14 protein-coding genes and 1 pseudogene are annotated in these 16,454 nt (G+C 60.7%); 7 read left to right on the top strand and 8 right to left on the bottom strand.

Features of this window, described 5'->3' with window-relative positions:
• Positions 1-449 precede the first annotated feature (449 nt).
• On the bottom strand, positions 450-1,397 hold the full coding sequence (locus ACZ5MJ_RS35900) for a PDR/VanB family oxidoreductase (protein WP_464227128.1): 948 nt from the start codon (positions 1,395-1,397) through the stop codon (positions 450-452).
• Positions 1,394-2,440: an aromatic ring-hydroxylating dioxygenase subunit alpha gene (locus ACZ5MJ_RS35895; protein ID WP_464227127.1), complete on the bottom strand. Its 1,047-nt coding sequence runs from the start codon at positions 2,438-2,440 to the stop codon at positions 1,394-1,396. The genes ACZ5MJ_RS35900 and ACZ5MJ_RS35895 overlap by 4 nt, the downstream gene beginning before the upstream one ends.
• 106 nt (positions 2,441-2,546) lie before the next feature.
• Here ACZ5MJ_RS35895 and ACZ5MJ_RS35890 point away from each other — a divergent pair, with 106 nt between their 5' ends.
• Entirely contained in the window at positions 2,547-3,470 is a 924-nt protein-coding gene (locus ACZ5MJ_RS35890; RefSeq protein WP_464227126.1) for a LysR family transcriptional regulator, read from the top strand.
• Positions 3,471-3,649: 179 nt separating this feature from the next.
• On the opposite strand, the gene ACZ5MJ_RS35885 is transcribed toward ACZ5MJ_RS35890, so the two are convergent.
• Together ACZ5MJ_RS35885 and ACZ5MJ_RS35880 are read right to left on the bottom strand one after the other, a co-directional pair.
• A complete protein-coding gene (locus ACZ5MJ_RS35885; RefSeq protein ID WP_464227124.1) occupies positions 3,650-4,306 on the bottom strand; it encodes an FMN-binding negative transcriptional regulator in 657 nt (218 codons plus the stop codon).
• Between the two features lie 9 nt (positions 4,307-4,315).
• On the bottom strand, positions 4,316-4,933 hold the full coding sequence (locus ACZ5MJ_RS35880; protein ID WP_464227123.1) for a LysE/ArgO family amino acid transporter: 618 nt from the start codon (positions 4,931-4,933) through the stop codon (positions 4,316-4,318).
• 30 nt (positions 4,934-4,963) lie between these two features.
• Here ACZ5MJ_RS35880 and ACZ5MJ_RS35875 point away from each other — a divergent pair.
• Positions 4,964-5,077: pseudogene (locus tag ACZ5MJ_RS35875) on the top strand (recombinase XerD); the annotation flags it as partial.
• A gap of 213 nt (positions 5,078-5,290) precedes the next feature.
• On the opposite strand, the gene ACZ5MJ_RS35870 reads toward ACZ5MJ_RS35875, so the two are convergent.
• A complete protein-coding gene (locus tag ACZ5MJ_RS35870; RefSeq protein WP_464227122.1) occupies positions 5,291-5,446 on the bottom strand; it encodes a helix-turn-helix domain-containing protein in 156 nt (51 codons plus the stop codon).
• Between the two features lie 498 nt (positions 5,447-5,944).
• On the opposite strand from ACZ5MJ_RS35870, the gene ACZ5MJ_RS35865 reads away from it, so the two are divergent.
• The 5 genes from ACZ5MJ_RS35865 (at position 5,945) to ACZ5MJ_RS35845 (ending at position 11,444) form a co-directional block, all read left to right on the top strand.
• Positions 5,945-7,615 (top strand): FAD-dependent oxidoreductase, encoded by a 1,671-nt coding sequence (locus ACZ5MJ_RS35865; RefSeq protein ID WP_464227121.1) that lies wholly within the window; start codon positions 5,945-5,947, stop codon positions 7,613-7,615.
• A gap of 169 nt (positions 7,616-7,784) precedes the next feature.
• Positions 7,785-8,666, top strand: coding sequence for a cupin domain-containing protein (locus tag ACZ5MJ_RS35860; protein ID WP_464227120.1), 882 nt, complete (start codon positions 7,785-7,787; stop codon positions 8,664-8,666).
• Positions 8,663-9,550 carry a fumarylacetoacetate hydrolase family protein gene (locus ACZ5MJ_RS35855; RefSeq protein WP_464227119.1) on the top strand — a complete coding sequence of 296 codons (888 nt, stop codon included), beginning with the start codon at positions 8,663-8,665 and terminating at the stop codon, positions 9,548-9,550. The genes ACZ5MJ_RS35860 and ACZ5MJ_RS35855 overlap by 4 nt, the downstream gene beginning before the upstream one ends.
• Before the next feature lie 110 nt (positions 9,551-9,660).
• Complete coding sequence (locus tag ACZ5MJ_RS35850; RefSeq protein WP_464227118.1) at positions 9,661-10,629, top strand: Bug family tripartite tricarboxylate transporter substrate binding protein; 969 nt, start codon at positions 9,661-9,663, stop codon at positions 10,627-10,629.
• A 59-nt stretch (positions 10,630-10,688) separates the two neighbouring features.
• Positions 10,689-11,444, top strand: coding sequence for a FadR/GntR family transcriptional regulator (locus tag ACZ5MJ_RS35845; RefSeq protein ID WP_464227536.1), 756 nt, complete (start codon positions 10,689-10,691; stop codon positions 11,442-11,444).
• A 164-nt stretch (positions 11,445-11,608) separates the two neighbouring features.
• Here the strand turns inward: ACZ5MJ_RS35845 and ACZ5MJ_RS35840 are convergent, their stop codons facing one another.
• The 3 genes from ACZ5MJ_RS35840 to ACZ5MJ_RS35830 all read right to left on the bottom strand — a co-directional run bounded on the left by ACZ5MJ_RS35840 (position 11,609) and on the right by ACZ5MJ_RS35830 (position 16,443).
• Positions 11,609-12,253, bottom strand: a complete 645-nt coding sequence (locus tag ACZ5MJ_RS35840) for a hypothetical protein (protein WP_464227117.1) — start codon at positions 12,251-12,253, stop codon at positions 11,609-11,611.
• A gap of 1,083 nt (positions 12,254-13,336) precedes the next feature.
• A complete protein-coding gene (locus tag ACZ5MJ_RS35835) occupies positions 13,337-14,395 on the bottom strand; it encodes an AAA family ATPase (RefSeq protein ID WP_464227116.1) in 1,059 nt (352 codons plus the stop codon).
• A 95-nt stretch (positions 14,396-14,490) separates the two neighbouring features.
• Positions 14,491-16,443 (bottom strand): hypothetical protein, encoded by a 1,953-nt coding sequence (locus tag ACZ5MJ_RS35830; protein ID WP_464227115.1) that lies wholly within the window; start codon positions 16,441-16,443, stop codon positions 14,491-14,493.
• Positions 16,444-16,454: the final 11 nt, after the last annotated feature.

Below are 16,454 nucleotides of genomic sequence, written 5' to 3'. Positions count from 1 at the left end.
CCCTCCTATTCCTGAAGCACCGCCTCACTGCGTAGCTGCGGAATCCTCGTATATCCATCTGGTGTCTCCTGAATTTTGTTCGCAATGTAGGTCTTCCCTGAATCTGCGTAGGCTCCCTCCGGTGGAAATGTCCGCGCGCAAAAGTTGCGCATTAGATACGATACGGCTCGGTTCATATAATACTATCCCGTTCGTCCTTTGCTGACAAGGCTCCATGGCCGGGGATGCGATGTAATCGTTGGTTGATCCGTGTAGCCGCGTTGGCGATTTCATCGTCGCAGCATGGGCATCCCGAGTGGGCAATCGGGTGGCGTTCGTTCGTGCGGAACTCCGCGGCGCAAATCACGCGCTCCTGATCGGAGATGGCGACGCAGTCGGTCACGCCACCAGCTTCAGGCTTCGATACTAAGCCAGCAAAAGGGCCATCAATTGACGGCCCTTTTGCAACACTATACGTCTAGTACCAGTTCAGAACACTTTGCCCGCGAGACACATATCAGGATTGAACGGTTCGCGTCGCGCTCCACATCGCTCAGGACAAAGTCGCGGTGGTCAGCCTCCCCGGAAACCAGTGGCACCTCGCAGCTTCGGCACAGCCCCTCGCGGCAAGCCGAAGGTAGGCATACGCCATTCGCCTCGAGCACATCGAGAATGCTAGCGTCCTGTGGGACTGCAAAGGTTCCACCATGTCGAAGCAGCCGAACATGAAACTCCTGGGATTGTGACGCCATAGTCGGCGCGTCCGCGCGAAACCGCTCAAGATGGACTGCACCTTCGGCGACGCCTAGGGCGGCAGCGGAGCTGCACACCGCATCCATCATAGGACCTGGCCCGCACGTATAGACATTCCAGCCCTGTGGCATCTCGCGGATAAAGCTTTCAATGTCGGGGCGTCCCGCATGTTCGTCATCCGAGTGCAGCAATACCTGTTCGGTCAATGGAGCGAGTTGCTCGAGGTATGCAGCATTCCTCCTGGACCTGACGCAGTACATCAATCGCCATGGTGCCCCCGTCGCGATGCATCGTCGAAGCATGCTCAGGATCGGTGTGATACCGATGCCACCAGCGATGAAAAGATGGCCCGCAGCAGTCTCGTCGAGCCCGAATAGCGCCCTGGGCTCGCCTATTTGCAGGCGAGTGCCAAGCCGCAATTCCTCATGTGCAAACTTTGACCCACCACGAGAGTTTGGAGCAAGCCCGATTCCGAGCCAATAGCGCGCCCTGTCGTCGGCAGAACTCACAATGGAGTACTGCCGCGTCAGTCCATTCGGAAAGTTAACGTCCACGTGCGCACCAGGTCTAAAGGCGGGCAGCACTCCTCTTGCATGGTCCTGCAGCTCGACACCGAGGACGCCTTCGGCTTCCAACCGAAGGCCGGTTATGACGAGCTCCATCATGCAGCCTTGCCTTGGCGTTCTGCTTCAGCCTCCTCCACAAGGCGTCGCTCGACAACCCATCGGAACTGCGACAGCGCAGCATCGATGGAGAACGGAATCATCTTGAAGTTCGGCGCCAATGCAAGCGACTTCTGTTGCGCCGTCACGATTTCACGATCCTCATCGAATGCAGTGACGACACTCTGGTGAACCGACTTGGTGACTTCGGGATTGTCAATCGCGAAGTTGTGGGGGTGAGCAAAGAAGTAGTGCGTGGAATTCTCCGCTTCAGGCGTCAATGCCTGGCAGCCACGAAACTCCGCGGCGTCGACACGCGTACCTTCCGGTGCTCCAGTTCCCGTCGGCGCCATACCGGAGTCCATCAGTAGAATTGCCGGAATCGTGAAGTTGTAGATATTCCAGCGGTCCACCTTCCCTGGCCAGTTCTTGACTTGCGTGGCAAACGGAGGCGCCTCGGTGTTCAGCGCCCACCGAATAATACGCACCCCATCGTCGAGACGTTCGACCTTCGGCTGCACAGCAGCATAGTCCTCACCGCCGCCAAGCGTAGTGGGATGGACAAACGGCAGGTGGGAAAAATCCAGCAGATTGTCTGCAATGAGCAGATAGTTGACGTCGTAGTGGATGTACCCATCGAGGCTGCGCCAGGCTGGGTCGTCCAACCAACGGGTATCTGGGATGAGGTTCGGGTCTGCCTTTTCCGGGTCACCCATCCAAATCCAAATCCAGCGGTTCCGTTGCACGACCGGGAATGCACGTACGCGCGCTTGCGGCGGAATGCGCTGCTGCGATGGCGCCTCGACGCATTGCCCTGTCGGGTCGAACTTGAGGCCGTGATACATGCATCGAACGCAATCCCCCTCACGCCGACCGATGGAAAGCGGTGCACCGCGATGGCAGCAGCGGTCTTCCAACGCATGCAGTGCGCCGTCACTGGTTCGGTAGAGAAGGACGGGGATACCCGTAATGGTACGACTGAAAAGGTTGCTCTCGGTGACCTCGTTGTCCCAAGCCGCCACGTACCAGGTGTTCTTCACGAACATAGCTGTCTCCTGTGAGTCACGTCCCTCTAAGGGACGCCTTGACAAGAGGTTAGGGAGCAAGCAAACATGCGTCAATCTCATGCAAGACATGCTTGGAATGTATCGCATGCATACCGAAAACTTCGACTACAACCTTTTGTCGGTCTTCGACGCCATGCTGCGAGAGCGCAGTGTGACGCGTGCGGCTTCCCAACTCGGGCTCACGCAAAGCGCAATGAGTCACGCGTTGAACCGCTTGCGCGACTACTTTCAGGACCCATTGTTCGTAAAAACCACCCGGGGGATGACGCCCACGATCAAGGCGGAGGCATTGGCGGAAACGATTCTTGAAGTTATGACTGCCATGCGTACTCGCGTGTTGCCTCAAGCGAGCTTTGAACCGGCATCGATGAATCGCACCTTCACTCTCTGCATGACCGACATGGGTGAGTTGGTCTTCCTGCCGCCGCTGATGGAAAAGCTGCGTTCAGTGGCCCCCCATTGCAAGCTTCGCACGTTGCAGGTACCCATCCCACAAATTGAAGCGCTACTGGCATCAGGCGATGCCGACCTTTTGCTGGGTTCTGTGCAGACAGCTCCGGAGTCGCTGTTTCAGCAACAGCTGTTCATGCACGGCTTCGTTACCATTGTCAGTACAAGAAACAAGGAGGTTGGCGATACCCTCACGCAAGAACAGTTCGAGTCGATGCCACAGGTCGCAGTGAGTCTGGCAGGTCGTTCAAGTCCTACCTACGATTCAGCATTCGAGCGCCACGGGCTTAGGCGGAATATTTATCTGCATACTCCGCACTTTCTCACGATCCCTTTACTCATGGATCGCGAGCCGCAACTCATCGCTACTGTCCCCGAAGAACTCGCCAATGTCTTCAGCCGCTACGGCATCGTCCGCGTAGTTAAGCCACCGGTCACGTTGCCGCCATATGCATTGAGCCAGTACTGGCATCCACGGTTTCACCATGACCCGGCAATCGTGTGGCTTCGGCAGCTCGTAAAACAAACATTCGACACGTATCCCAACATCGAGGCTTAGACGCAGCCGCTTAGACCGCACCGTGGCTTTTCCCGACGCCGTTCTCAACGGCCACGGACGATCATGACGCATTCGAAATCTTCGCGTTCTTGGATAGAGCTCTTGATGCCCCCCACTCTCGCCTGAGGCGCGGTGTTAGCCAGAAAGGAAGAAACGGGGCTTGTCGCGCCTTAAGCCAGTCATGATTGAGGGGGCGCATCGGCGTCAACGGCTGTCATAACCGGAGCGGCCATCAAGCGGGCCTCATGGCAAGGCTCCTTCAGCAAGCCACTTACTGTGCCGATCCTGTCCTGCGTGGCTTCGTCCTGGCTTGCCTTGAGTTTTCCCTCGAGTCGTTCGATGGGAATCTCTATGCCGACGATTGCGCGCAAGAGTTTGTCGATGAACGATGGAGGTGCATCGCCAACCTGCCACGGCACCGGTTGTCTGGCCTCGTGAACTTCCGTCAGTCGGTTCAGCATGTCGAGTAACCAGTCACGGTCCTCGATCGCCCGTGCAATACCATGTGCATGCGCCACCGCGTAGTTCCAGGTCGGCACGACCATCCCATGCTCGGACTTGCCGGGATACCACCCTGGCGTGATGTAGGCTTGTGGTCCCTGGAACATTACCACCGAAGGCTTGTCCGCGCCCAGTTCGCGCCATGCGGTGTTGGCGCGAGAGATGTGGCCGATCAGCGTGCCGAATGGCCCCCTGCTGCGGTCGAGAAGGAAGGGGACATGGTTCGCAATGAGACCGCAATCGCCATGGCATACCCAAGCCCCCAGCGGATAAGACCCCATCAGCGAAAAAATCGTCTCACGATCAGTGAGTTGGTGCCGCTGTCTGATGTACATGAGAACGCCTCACAATCCGTTGAGTACGTGACGCACCAGCAGAGCCGACAACACGAACATGGTCACACCGATCATGCCGTCAAGCACCTGCCATGCCCTCGGTCGGGAGAACCAGGGCGCCAGCCAACGCGCGCCAAATCCGAGAAGCCCAAACCAGAACAGGCTTGCAAAACTTGCGCGCGCCACAAACCAGCCCCTTAGCGCTGCTGGTTGCTGGGCACCAATGCTGCCCACCAGCAGCACCGTATCGAGGTAAACATGGGGGCTGAGCAGCGTAAAGGCCGCCGCCTGCGCCATTGCGGCGCCTCGGCTGAGACCCGCCCCACCCTCCGCGGCTCTCAATAGGTGCGAATGCCGGGCGCGTCGCAGAGCCTGCCATCCGTATACCGCCAAGAAGACGGCACCCGCCAGCGCGAGTGCACGAGCTAGGCCGGGCCTCTCCCCCAACGCTTGGGCCATGCCCATGACACCCGCGGCAATCAGCAAAGCGTCCGCCATGGCGCAGAACAGCACCACGCTGCCCACATGCTCGCGACGCAGACCCTGACGCAGTACGAACGCGTTCTGTGCGCCGATGGCCACGATGAGCCCAAGGCTCAGGGCCAGAGGGCTGGCGGGGAATCGCAATTATGCTCGACCTGCTGGTCGGTCATGTGCGACTTTGGCCATGCCTCGATCGCGACCACCAGCGGCTACCTCCACAGCGAAGAGGACGCGCGGCACCAGGCCACACAGGAGCGGCATCGGATCGGCTGGACCAGCAAGACGTAGGCGCGCGAGCATGCCAATCCATGGCCATTGCGCACGGATATGAGCACCACATGCGGCTCAGCGCAGGATACGCGGCTGCTAAAACCGCTCCACGCGATACACCGAATGACGCCCATCCTCATCGCGTCTCTACTCTTCCAGCCAGGCGTGCTGTTCTCTTTCCCTGGACGCATCCACGCCGATCCTGGCCGCATGGGCTGCTGCCTGTTCGAGCTAAGGCGCATGCGCCTTGGGAACGACCAGCATCGTCAAACCCAACCCGTCCATCACACGCAGGGCGTGCTCGAGATTGACGCCCTTGCCGTTCTCTAGCTTGGACAGCATGCCGATGGAGACACCGCAATGCTTCGCCGCCTGGTCAATGGGCATCCCTCCTCCTGCCCGGCTTGCTCGAATGCGGTCGCCCAATTGGTCAATGGTGCGAATTGTCGCGCGCGAAGGTGGCCTCGGATCAGGTAGTGGTCGCGGCATTGAGGCCCGTCCCGTGAAGACGGGAGGCCAGCGTGGAAGCTGCTCTCCTGGTGATTTCATGATCATGAAATTATACCGTGCAACGGTATAGCTGCGCCGAACGACCCGAAATCCCCTGCCGAACAGGCTCTCGGGCCCGGCGCCTCCAGTACGGCCGCCGTGTTTCCTCAAGAGCATTCACCTCAACCCTCGATCGTCGCCCGAGGGTTTCTACCAACTCGCGCACATCATCTACTTCGCTACAATTTGGTCAGACCAACATGGTCCTACCAACATGGTCTGACCAACTTGTAGTGTCCAACGCATGCCCCGAGGTCCGGACTGCTTTGTCGAGTCATGTCGACGGTTCTGGCTAGCGGGCGGCAGCGTCGACTTAAATGAAGAATGGAGGGACAGATGATCCAGAAGACCCCGGTACTGATCGTGGGAGGTGGACCAGTCGGCCTGGCATTAGCGGGCGATCTCGGATGGCGTGGTGTCGAGTGCACCCTGATCGAAAGGAGCAACGGAATCGTTCCTCAGCCTCGCATGGACATGGTCGGCATCAGAACCATGGAGTTTTGCCGGCGTTGGGGCATCGTCGAGGCGGTGGAACAGGCCGGCTACAACCGGGACTACCCGCAGGACTGTGCCTGGGTGACCGACTTGAATGGATATGAGTTCGGCCGGGAGACATTCCCGGCGCCAAGAAACGAAACATGTCCGCCGCAAAGCCCGCAAAAGCGTGAGCGCTGCCCGCAGAACTTCTTCGATCCGGTGCTGCAGCGCTTTGCCGCCAGCACGGGGGCCGCGGAGTTGGTATACGAGACGGAGCTGGAGACACTGGAAGACCGTGGCGACCACGTAATCGTGACGGTCAAGGATGGAAAAACCGGAGCACGCCGCCAGATCGAAGCGCAGTACCTGGTGGGCTGCGACGGCGGTGCCAGCGCAGTGCGCCAGGCACTCGGCATCGGCATGTCGGGCGATGCCGTGCTGACTTACACGACCAACGTCATCTTCCGCTGCGACGGGCTCGAGCGGCTCCACACCAAGCAGCCCGGCTACCGCTATATCTTCATCGGACCGGAGGGCACCTGGGCGACGCTGGTGGCCATCAACGGCCGTGACCAATGGCGATTCTCTCTGGTAGGCAACGCCGAAAAGCGCACGCTCGGCGAGGACGAGATCCGCCGCGCCATTGTTCGAGCCGTGGGACGGGAGTTCGACTTCGAGATTCTCTCGGTCCTGCCCTGGGTCAGGCGGCAACTGGTGGCGGACCATTACCGCAAGGGACGGGTTTTCATCGCCGGCGACGCTGCACACCTGACCTCCCCGACAGGCGGCTTCGGTATGAACACGGGCATCCTTGATGTAGTCAACCTGAGCTGGAAGCTGGCTGGCACGCTGCAGGGCTGGGGCGGCCCCCTTCTGCTCGATTCCTACGAGGATGAGCAGCGGCCCGTCGCGGTGCGCAACGTCACAGAAGCCGGAGAGAATCTCCGGCGGATGCTGTCGCCGCGGGTGGTCAAGCCCGAAGCGGCCATCTTCGACAGCGACAACGTGCATATCGATGCGGCACGCCGTGAGTACGGTGCGCGTTATACGGAGATGATGAAGCGCGAATGGTTCTCGATCGGCATCCATCTCGGTTATGTCTATGAGGATTCGCCGATCGTCGTTCCCGATGGCACGCCCGCCCCGCCCAACGAGGTGGCACGGTACACGCAGAGCGCGAGGCCGGGATCGCGCGCGCCCCACGTGTGGCTTTCCAAAGGAAAGTCCACGCTGGACCTTTTCGGCAAGCATTTCGTACTGCTGCGCTTTGGCGATCATCCGCCCGCGGTGGATGCCATCACGCAGGCGGCTGCAGAGGTCGGTCTGCCGCTGGAGGTGGCCGATATCGCGGAAGGCGAAGCCCAGGCCATCTATGGACGCCGCCTGGTGCTGGTACGACCGGACGGCTCGGTGGCATGGCGTGGCGACACTATCCCCGCAGATGCCCGCCGCATCGTCGATGTCGTGCGGGGCATGGGTGCCGCCGGCAGTCCTGTTCCGCGCCGCGCTTACCAACTGGCCGAGGTCTGATATGTCAGACGAGTTCATCGGCCAGGACGCGGATCGCAGACGTGCCCTGAAGCAGGACCTGGCAAAGTACCACTGCCAAGTGCACCAGTCAGACGATCCCCCATTGTTCACGCGCAGCCCACGGCCAGCGACCCAGTCCGTGCATTGGCGCTGGGAGGATCTGTCCCCCTTGCTGGAACGCATCGGACAGGAGGTCGACCTGACCGCAGGTGGGCCGCGCCGGACACTGCGCCTGCACAATCCCGGCCTGCCGCGCGGCACTACAAATACGTTCTGGGCATCGATCCAGGTCATCCTGCCCGGCGAAGTCGCCACCGCGCACCGCCACACTGCCAACGCCCTGCGATTCATCATGCAAGGCGAGGGAGCATGGACGACGGTGGATGGCGAGTGCTATCCGATGCGCACGGGCGATCTCGTGCTGACACCATCATGGGCGTGGCACGATCACGTGCATCGGGGCGACCAGCCGATGATCTGGCTTGACGTCCTTGATATCTCGCTGATGCAAGCGCTGGAGGCCACGTTCTTCGAACCCTACACGGATGGCCTGCAGCCGGTGGACACGGTGCCGGATCGGAGCTGGCGCCAGTTCGGCAGCGGCTTGATGATGCCTCCCGGCGCGCAGCCTCGCGCCGGCGGCGCCAACCCGCTGCTGGCCTACCCTTTCGACGTTGCCGAGAAGGCTATTGCTGCCGCCGCGGGCATGCCGGGTGATGCGTATGACGATGTTGTGCTCGAGTATCGCAATCCGCTGGGCGGCGGCCCTGCCATGCCAACGCTCGCCATGCGGATGCAGTTGCTGCGGTCCGGCTTTGTGGGGCGGAAGCGGCGCCACACCGGCAGCAAGCTCTACTACGTCATGCGCGGCGAAGGGGCAACCAGCGTCGGGGACCAGCGCTTCGCGTGGTGCGCAGGCGACCTCTTCACGGTTGCGCCATGGGATTGGCACGCACATGAGAACACCGGCAGGCAAGACGCACTGCTGTGGCAGGTCAACGATCTGCCGGTACTGAAATCATTGGGTTACTTTAGAGAGGAACTGGCATGAAGATCGGGTCGTTCGACGATTACCGGATTGGTCTGGTGGAAGGAGACCAACTGTACGATGTCACCGCGGTGGTGCCTTCCGCTATCGACGCTCTTCCGCAGCAGCGGTTGAACTGGCTCATCGCCAACTGGGGCAATGTTCAGGAGGAACTCAAGCGATGCCGCGCGGCAAGCCTCCCTCGACGCCTGGATACGGTGCGCCTCCTTCCCGCCGCGCCCTGCCCGCCGCATGTATTTGCCGCGCCGGCAAACTACCGCAAGCACATCGGCGAACTGGGGGAGCGCGTCGTCACCAAGGGCGGCCGTAGCGCCAGGGAACAAGGCTTCTTCTTGAAGGCACCCGGCTCCCTGGTTGGGGCCGGCGGTACGATTTTCCTGCCCAAGGGTTCCACCCGGCGCTTCGATCACGAATCCGAGCTGGCGGTCATCATTGGAAAAGCGGGTCGCGATGTTCCGCGCGAACACGCCATGGAATATGTGTTCGGCTATGCCTGCCTGATCGACGCCACCATGCGTATCGAACCCGGCGTCGCGGAAGAAGAGCGCTCGATGCGCAAATCCTTCGAGGGTTTCACCCCGCTGGGGCCATGGATCGTCACGGCCGACGAGGTCGGCGATCCGCACGGGTTGAGCAACCAGCTATGGGTCAATGGCGAACTGCGCCAGCAAGCTTCAACACAGGACATGATCGTCGGCGTGGCGGAGCTGATCGAGTTGATCTCGTCGGTGCTGCCGCTGTCGCCTGGCGATGTCATCGCCACCGGCACGCCGGAAGGCGTTGGACCGTTCGCGGCAGGCGATACGTTGAAGATCGCCATCGAGGGCGTGGGTGAAATGAGTCTGGACGTCAAGGAACGCGAAGCCGTTGCACCACGTGCGTACTAAAACGGACCGGGCCTTGTGACCAACATCGCGACGACCGTGCCGCGATGTCCGATAAACCGGTGCAGGCAAGGACTGCCGGTGGCACCCGGACCAGAAGATCAGGAGACAACATGTTCAAGAAGATAATGCTGTTCGCATCCAGCGCGCTGCTGCTCGCTGCCGCGCCGGTGCTGGCTGCCTATCCGGAAAAGCCCGTCAACGTCATTGTCCCGTTCGCCGCCGGGGGCGGCATCGACGTCCTCGTCCGCGCCATGACAAGTCGGTTGACTGCCCGCTGGAAGCAGCCGATCGTCGTGGATAACAAGGCCGGCGCGGGCTCCGCGATTGGCGCGGCATTCGTGGCGCGCGCGCCTGCAGACGGCTACACACTGCTGGCAACGGTGAACCAGACTGTCGTCTCGAACCGCTTCCTGTACAAAAAGCTGCCGTACGATCCCGAGAAGAGTTTTGCGCCAGTCATCATGATGGTCAAGGCCGACCAGTTGATCGTGGCCAATGCCAGGCTACCCGCAAATTCCCTCAGGGAGCTGGTGGATCTGGCCAGGAAGAAACCGGACAGCCTGAACTTCGGCTCCTACGGGAACGGCAGCCAGCCGCACCTGCTCTTCTCCGCGATCAACGATCACGAGAAGATTCAACTCCTGCATGTCCCCTACAACGGCATCTCGCAGAATCTGACTGCATTGCTCGCGAATGACGTGCAGCTTGCCAGCGGCAGCGTCGCCGTGATGGAAACCCATATCAAGTCCGGCAGGCTCAAGCCGCTGGCAGTGGCAGGCAATACCAGACTGAGCCAGTACCCGTCCGTGCCAACCACGGTGGAACAAGGTTTTCCCTATGCCAAGAGCTCGATCTGGTATGCGCTGTTTGCGCCGGCCGGTACGCCCGACGCCGTAGTCAAAGAGATCCGGGCGGCCGTAGCGGAAGTGCTGAGGGATCCGGTGTTCGTCGAGCAGCAAGTCCATGCGAAGGGTCTCACCGTTGTAGCCGGCGATGGCAAGATGCTGGCTGATACAATCCGAGCCGAAAGCCAGCAGACCTCCGCCATGATCAAGGCTGCCGGCGTAGTTGCTGAGTAGCGCCAGCGCGACAAGAGAGCGCTGTTCATCCTCGGCCCCACATTTTGCTTATCTATCCAGTGCGATTTCCACGTATTGTGCCAACGCCAGATTCAAGCGCGACGACTGACAGGCCGCCACGGGTCTTTGAGGACATCTGCGAAAAGATCAAAGAGCAGCTGGCAAGCGGCGCCCTCAAGCCAGGCGACAGGCTGCCTTCGGAACGGGATCTCGCCGAGGGATTTCAAACCTCCAGGTCGGCAGTCCGGGAGGCACTGAGAAGCCTCGAGCGTTCAGGCGTGATCGAACTGCGCAAAGGTCCAAAGGGCGGAACCTACATCTCGCAGGTTGGCTCGTCTGTGGTGTCCAGCTCGCTGAATGACCTGCTGAGTTTTGGCAGCATCTCGATCCAGGATCTGACGGAGAGCCGGGCCATCGTTCAGGACGCAGTCATTCGCCTCGCCTGCATGCGCGGCACCGAGGCGGACTTCGACGCGCTACAGCGCAGCATCGAGTTGACTGAGGCGCTCACCAAAGAAGGCAAGCTGATAGAGCGCCGAGCCCAACTGCTGGACTACTATCGCGTCCTCGCACGGGCCACACACAACGAGGTGATGGTGCTGCTGGTCGGCGCCCTTACCGACCTGGTTTCCTCGCTACTGCAGCGGGACAATGCGGTGCCCTTGCCGACGACCGTTAAGACGCACTTCCGCATTCTGCAACACCTTCGGGCGCGCGAGGTCGAGCAAGCCTCCCTGTTGATGTCCGAGCACCTTAAGAAGCTGCACTCCTATCTGGCCAAGGCGGAGAAAGCACGTCTCAAACAGCCATCTTAGTCGGCGATTGCAGGTTGCGGCAGACGTCCATCCACGCTGCGAGTGCTTTCAGGACCGACACAACCGTGAACTGTAATAATCGCGATAATCGCAGTACGTTTGCGTAGTAATGTTGCTCCGCGCCATGGGCTGTGCAGGTTTCGTCTCTCACGACTCAAGCTTTCTCACTGCAGCAATTCAGGCAGCAACGCGACAACTTGCCTTTCGGCCTTCATCGCAACAACGAGTTGGCGGCTTTGCCGTTCGACGCACCCCACCCCTTCCGCCAGCTTCGTGAGGATCTCACGCGAATGCTCATGCTGTTCAACAACGTCAAAGCCGCTGAGCCAACGCACCACTCCGGTCAGCGGATGCAGGGGCTTGCACCACAGAGCGCTGGGATGCCGACAGCCGTTCCAGTGCATCGCGGCGAGCAGCCACGCCACCGCGTTGACCTGAGCGGCTGCCACCTTGATGTTGGGCTTGTTCGGATCGAAACGTCGAACGGCGCGACGGATCATTATCCGTTGGCGACGCGGCACCTGTGCCCAGGCCCGGCGCAGCAATAATCTGGTCAAATGCTCGCTGTCATGCAGCAACGCACTCGAGTCGCGCCCGGCCATCGCCTCGCAAGTCCAGCCGCTCGAGGAACGGGTCTGATAGCGCCCGCTGTCGGTGATAAACGCTCGGCGGCCCAGAATCTGGCGCCAGTAGCGAATGAGCTTATCGCGCTTGCTCGTTGGCGGTGGAAACACCTCGCGTTCGCGCGGGATCGGCACATACTCGGGGTCGGGCTCAGACAGCTCCAACACAAGGATCGGCAAGACCATGGCCTATACCTCCTGTCGTATTCTCCGACGTACCCTGACCCTCACACTGCTCTGGGCCTCCGCTTGCCGTTGGGCGGCCCAACGCCTTGAAATGGTAGGTCTGCTCGGCGGACTAACACCTGCCGCTGCGCATCGCTTCCGGATTTCGACGCAGAGCTCGAGAAGAGGATGCGTGAGATGACGCTGTCGTGGCAGCCAATCGGTAAGCACGTTACTCACGATCTTTTCGACCGGCGCTGCTAGATGCCGCTCCCCCGCCTTGGGACCTGGGTCATGACGTATCAACGCGCTCGCCACAGGATCCGCGAGGAATCGCCGGCGCAAGCGATAGATCGTAGACCTATGGACTCCCAGCAACTCGCCAGCCTTCTTGGCTTGCTGACGCGAGAGAGGCCCCCTCCCCAGCGGATGTAAGACCCTCACAATCGCCCGCTCGCGCTCCGTTGCATTCGTGTCCGTCATGTTCAATTCCGTGGTCTTACCCGCCCGAGACGATTTGCTGAGCGGAAGTTTGACTCTCGCATTGCTCGCCGCCTCTGCCTTCCGATGGGCGGCCCAGCGTCGCGAAATGGTAGCTCTGCTGGGCGGACAAACACTCGCCCCCGCGCATCGCTTCCGGATCTCGACGCAGATCTCAAGAAGCGGATGTATGAAATAAGGCTGGCGTGTCAGCCAATCGGTAAGCACTTCTTTCACGATATTCTCAACCGTCGCTGCCAAAAAAAGATCTCCCGCCTTGGGTCCCGAGCTATGCGGTATCAACGCGCTCGCTACAGGATTCGCGAGGAAGCGCCGCCGCAAGCGATACACAGAAGAACAATGGAGCCCAAGCAATTCCCCAGCCTTCGTAGCTCGCTCACGCGAGAGGGGACCAATCCCCAGCGGACGTAAGATCCTCACAATCGCCCGTTCTCGCTCCGTGACAATTCTCACCGCCATGTTCAAGTCAGCGGGCTTACGCACCCGAGGCGACCGATTGAGCGGAGCAACCGGCGTGGCGGTATCAGGAGACGGGCGCGGTATCCACACTTTCGCTGGAGCGGACTCGGTCAGGCCCGGCACAAGGATCGGCAAGACCATGATCTATACCTCCGGCTGGACGGTCTGTTGCGCGGCGACGTAGCCGGACTCCCGCACCGCTCGCTCCCAATGCGCCGAATCTAGTACCAATCCGGCACTGTCCCACTGAGGGCCATTCAGTAGCACCGACTCAACTGCACGACTAAAGTAATCCATATGCAGTTCGATCGGCCCAGCCAGTTGCGCGACCGTGTGGGCGGTCACGAAGCCATTCCACAGCGCCGCAGCCGATTGCTCCAGTCTTAAGCCGGCGGCGTATGCATCGGGATAGAAAAAGGCCGTGAAGGTACTCCCGGTGTCCTCTGGATAGCGCGTCATGTCGTAACTAGCCAGGCAGGTTGCTGCTTCAACGGCGCCTGTAATGCCCCTGAAGTGCAGTTGCTCGATCATGAAGCGAGCGACGATTTGCTCGTCACCGGAGAGCTGATATTTCGCCTTCTGTTCCATCAGTTGCGGCTGCCCTACCAGAAAGGTGATCAGGCGCACGCCGTGGTGGGCGAGCTGATCATGGACGTCGCGCAGCCATTCCAGTGCGTGCTTGGAAAGTCGCTGTGCTTCGTCGCAAAAGAGCACGACAATGTGACCCGAGCGCATTTGTAGTTGTTCGTTAATCCGACGCATCAAAGCGAAGCGCTTGTCCGCAATGAACCTGGGTTGTGGGTCCCTGATACCAGCGGCGCTCAACAATGCACTGAAGAACGCCCCCTCGTAGTCGGTGCGATGATATTCGCAGGACATCCTTAGCACGAGGATGTCACCCCGGTTCCTGCCTAGGTGCAATGCCAAATAGTCAATTGCGTGAGTCTTGCCCATGCGAGGTCTGGCGTAGATTAACGCGCCCGGGATCAGTACGCGCACGCAGTGTTCGACGAGGTCGACGAAGCCTTCGATCGCTGCCGTCGCCACCCGATAGTGCCGGCGAGCAAGCGGGTGATTGTGCACCGTCAGGTCTGCCGGATTCACCGTCGTTGCATGAGGCGTGCGGCTGGCTGCGCGGACTCGGGTCGCGCTGACACGTGCACGCGGTGCGCCTTTCGAGGCCGTGGTGGTCTTCTCGTTCATGCCTGCTCCTTGCCGGCGAGATCAGTTCCTCTTCGCCTTCACGGCCGGCAATAGTCGGGCCCGGCCTGCGCCCGTTTGCGCGCGCGCCCCAATGATCAGCGGGAGTACCCCCTGGTAATGCGCAACGCCTTACCTTTTACTGGACCCTTGGCCAGTGGCGAAGGCGGCGGTTCGGGTGTCACAGTTTCACTTGCGGAATCCGTGGGAGGGGGCGTTGCTGTCCGGCGCTCGCGCTGCACCTGCGCGATGTCGCTGGCCGCCCTCCTACGCTTTTTGGCCTGCTTGCGTCTGAGGGCCAGGAAGACCTCGATGGGATTGTCGCCGGGGCCGAAGTCGAGCTCGCGCGCTCGCTTGGCCTTGAAGATTTGCTGGCGCACCCGCAGCGAATGCGGTTCGTCACGCCACTTGCCGCTAGCGAACAGACTGCCCAACATGTGGCCGTCTTCAGTACTGGCCCACAGCTGTCGCAAGTCTGACGGGTCATAGTGGATGCGCAGCCGCTGGCCGATCAAGCCACTGCTTCGGGCAAGCTTCTGGCTCGTGTAGCGCACGTGATAGAAGGTAATGTATGGTCGTTCACCGCGGCCGAGGTTTCCATGGACGCGACACAGTACCGGGTCATGCAGCTGTTCGGGATGTTCCCGTAGCGGCTTGGGGATCAGACGCAATCGGATCGCGTCGCGACCGATGCCAAGCACGTGCCGGTGCATCATCTCCAATGGGGTGAGCCCCCCCAGACCAGCGTGAGGCGAGCCGTGGTAGTTCCACACCGTCACATGCAGCAGCTCCTCCAGTTCCTGCGTGGTGACGAGTAACCGCAGAGTGTCGTCCGGGTCGCGCAGACGTTTCAGCATGACCTTTGCCGCATCCTTTCCTCGTATCGCCCCGGGGAGCCGCCGCGAAAGTGTTGCGGTGACCGTGCCAAAGTAGCGCTCGATGAATGGTCGGTCATCGGGCTGATACGCCGGACCGAAATCGGCCGCGCAACCCAACGCCTCGCAGACGACATCGAGGCTGGTGGCCGCCAAGTGCGCTCGCGCATTGTCCAGCCGGATCTGTCGCCAGCAGGCGTAGCTGGTTTGCTCCAAGACCTGCGAGACGAAACCACCGGTAGGCAGCAGGCGCAGGCCCGGCAGCGTGAGTTCGGGGACCTTCGCCGGCGTCACCGCGCGTTTGAAGGTTTCGATGGCGTCAAAGCGGTTACATTCGCGCGAGAGCGAAAGCGTGTAGCCCAAAAGACAGCGCGTAGCAACATCGATGATGGCCAGCAACCAGACGCGCTCGATCTCATAGCTTTGTTCGCCGCCTAGTGGATCGTTGTCGATTACCTTCAGGCGCACGTCCATCTTATGGGCGTCAAACTCGACCGTATCGAACGCGTCAGCGCTACCCCGCTCAGGCAACTGCCGCAGCGCAGATGCAGACTTGATCCTTTGGCCGGCAGCGCGTGCAGCCAAGTCGAAGTCATCCTGCAACCATCCCCTGAGTGTGCGGGCCAATGAACGAACAGCTTTATCATGCTGGTTCAGCGGATAGTCGCCAGCGCCGAGGCCCAACTCACGGCAGGACTGGTGGAAGCGCTGTATCACTGCCTTGAGGCCAACCAGACGGCCTTTCTCGCCGGGCTGCAAGTGGACCTTTCTCGTTTCGATCTCTTTGCGCAACTGCTTGGCCAGACTATGGTGACGCTGCAGCAACTGTCCGAAGGCCCCTGCGTTTCCCGCTTTGCCGTGCGCAATCGCATGAGGCGCCTTGCTTCGTTCATAGGCCTGTACGCGGACATGCGGCACCAGTGCGCGATAGCCCCACAGGCGACCGTCCGGGTGTGCGCTCAGTGCTCGACGGACCAAACGGTGTAGCGTGGAACGGTGGATGCCCCAGGTCTTGTAGATAAGCAGAAGGGAGCTACCGCTGGTATAGGCCTCAATCGCGTCGCGACGCTGTCCAAACGTCGTCCGCGCTTCGTCGTTGAGAACTCGGTCGTCCAGTTGGGGCCAATCCGACAATCGAATTGCATTCGGATCGATTCGGCGAGACGACTCGACCATTTGAACACCCC

The sequence above is a fragment of the Cupriavidus sp. LA-1 genome (genome assembly GCF_055385985.1).
The sequence above is the reverse complement of the archived record's forward strand: the minus strand, read 5'-3'. Positions and strand labels throughout refer to the sequence as shown.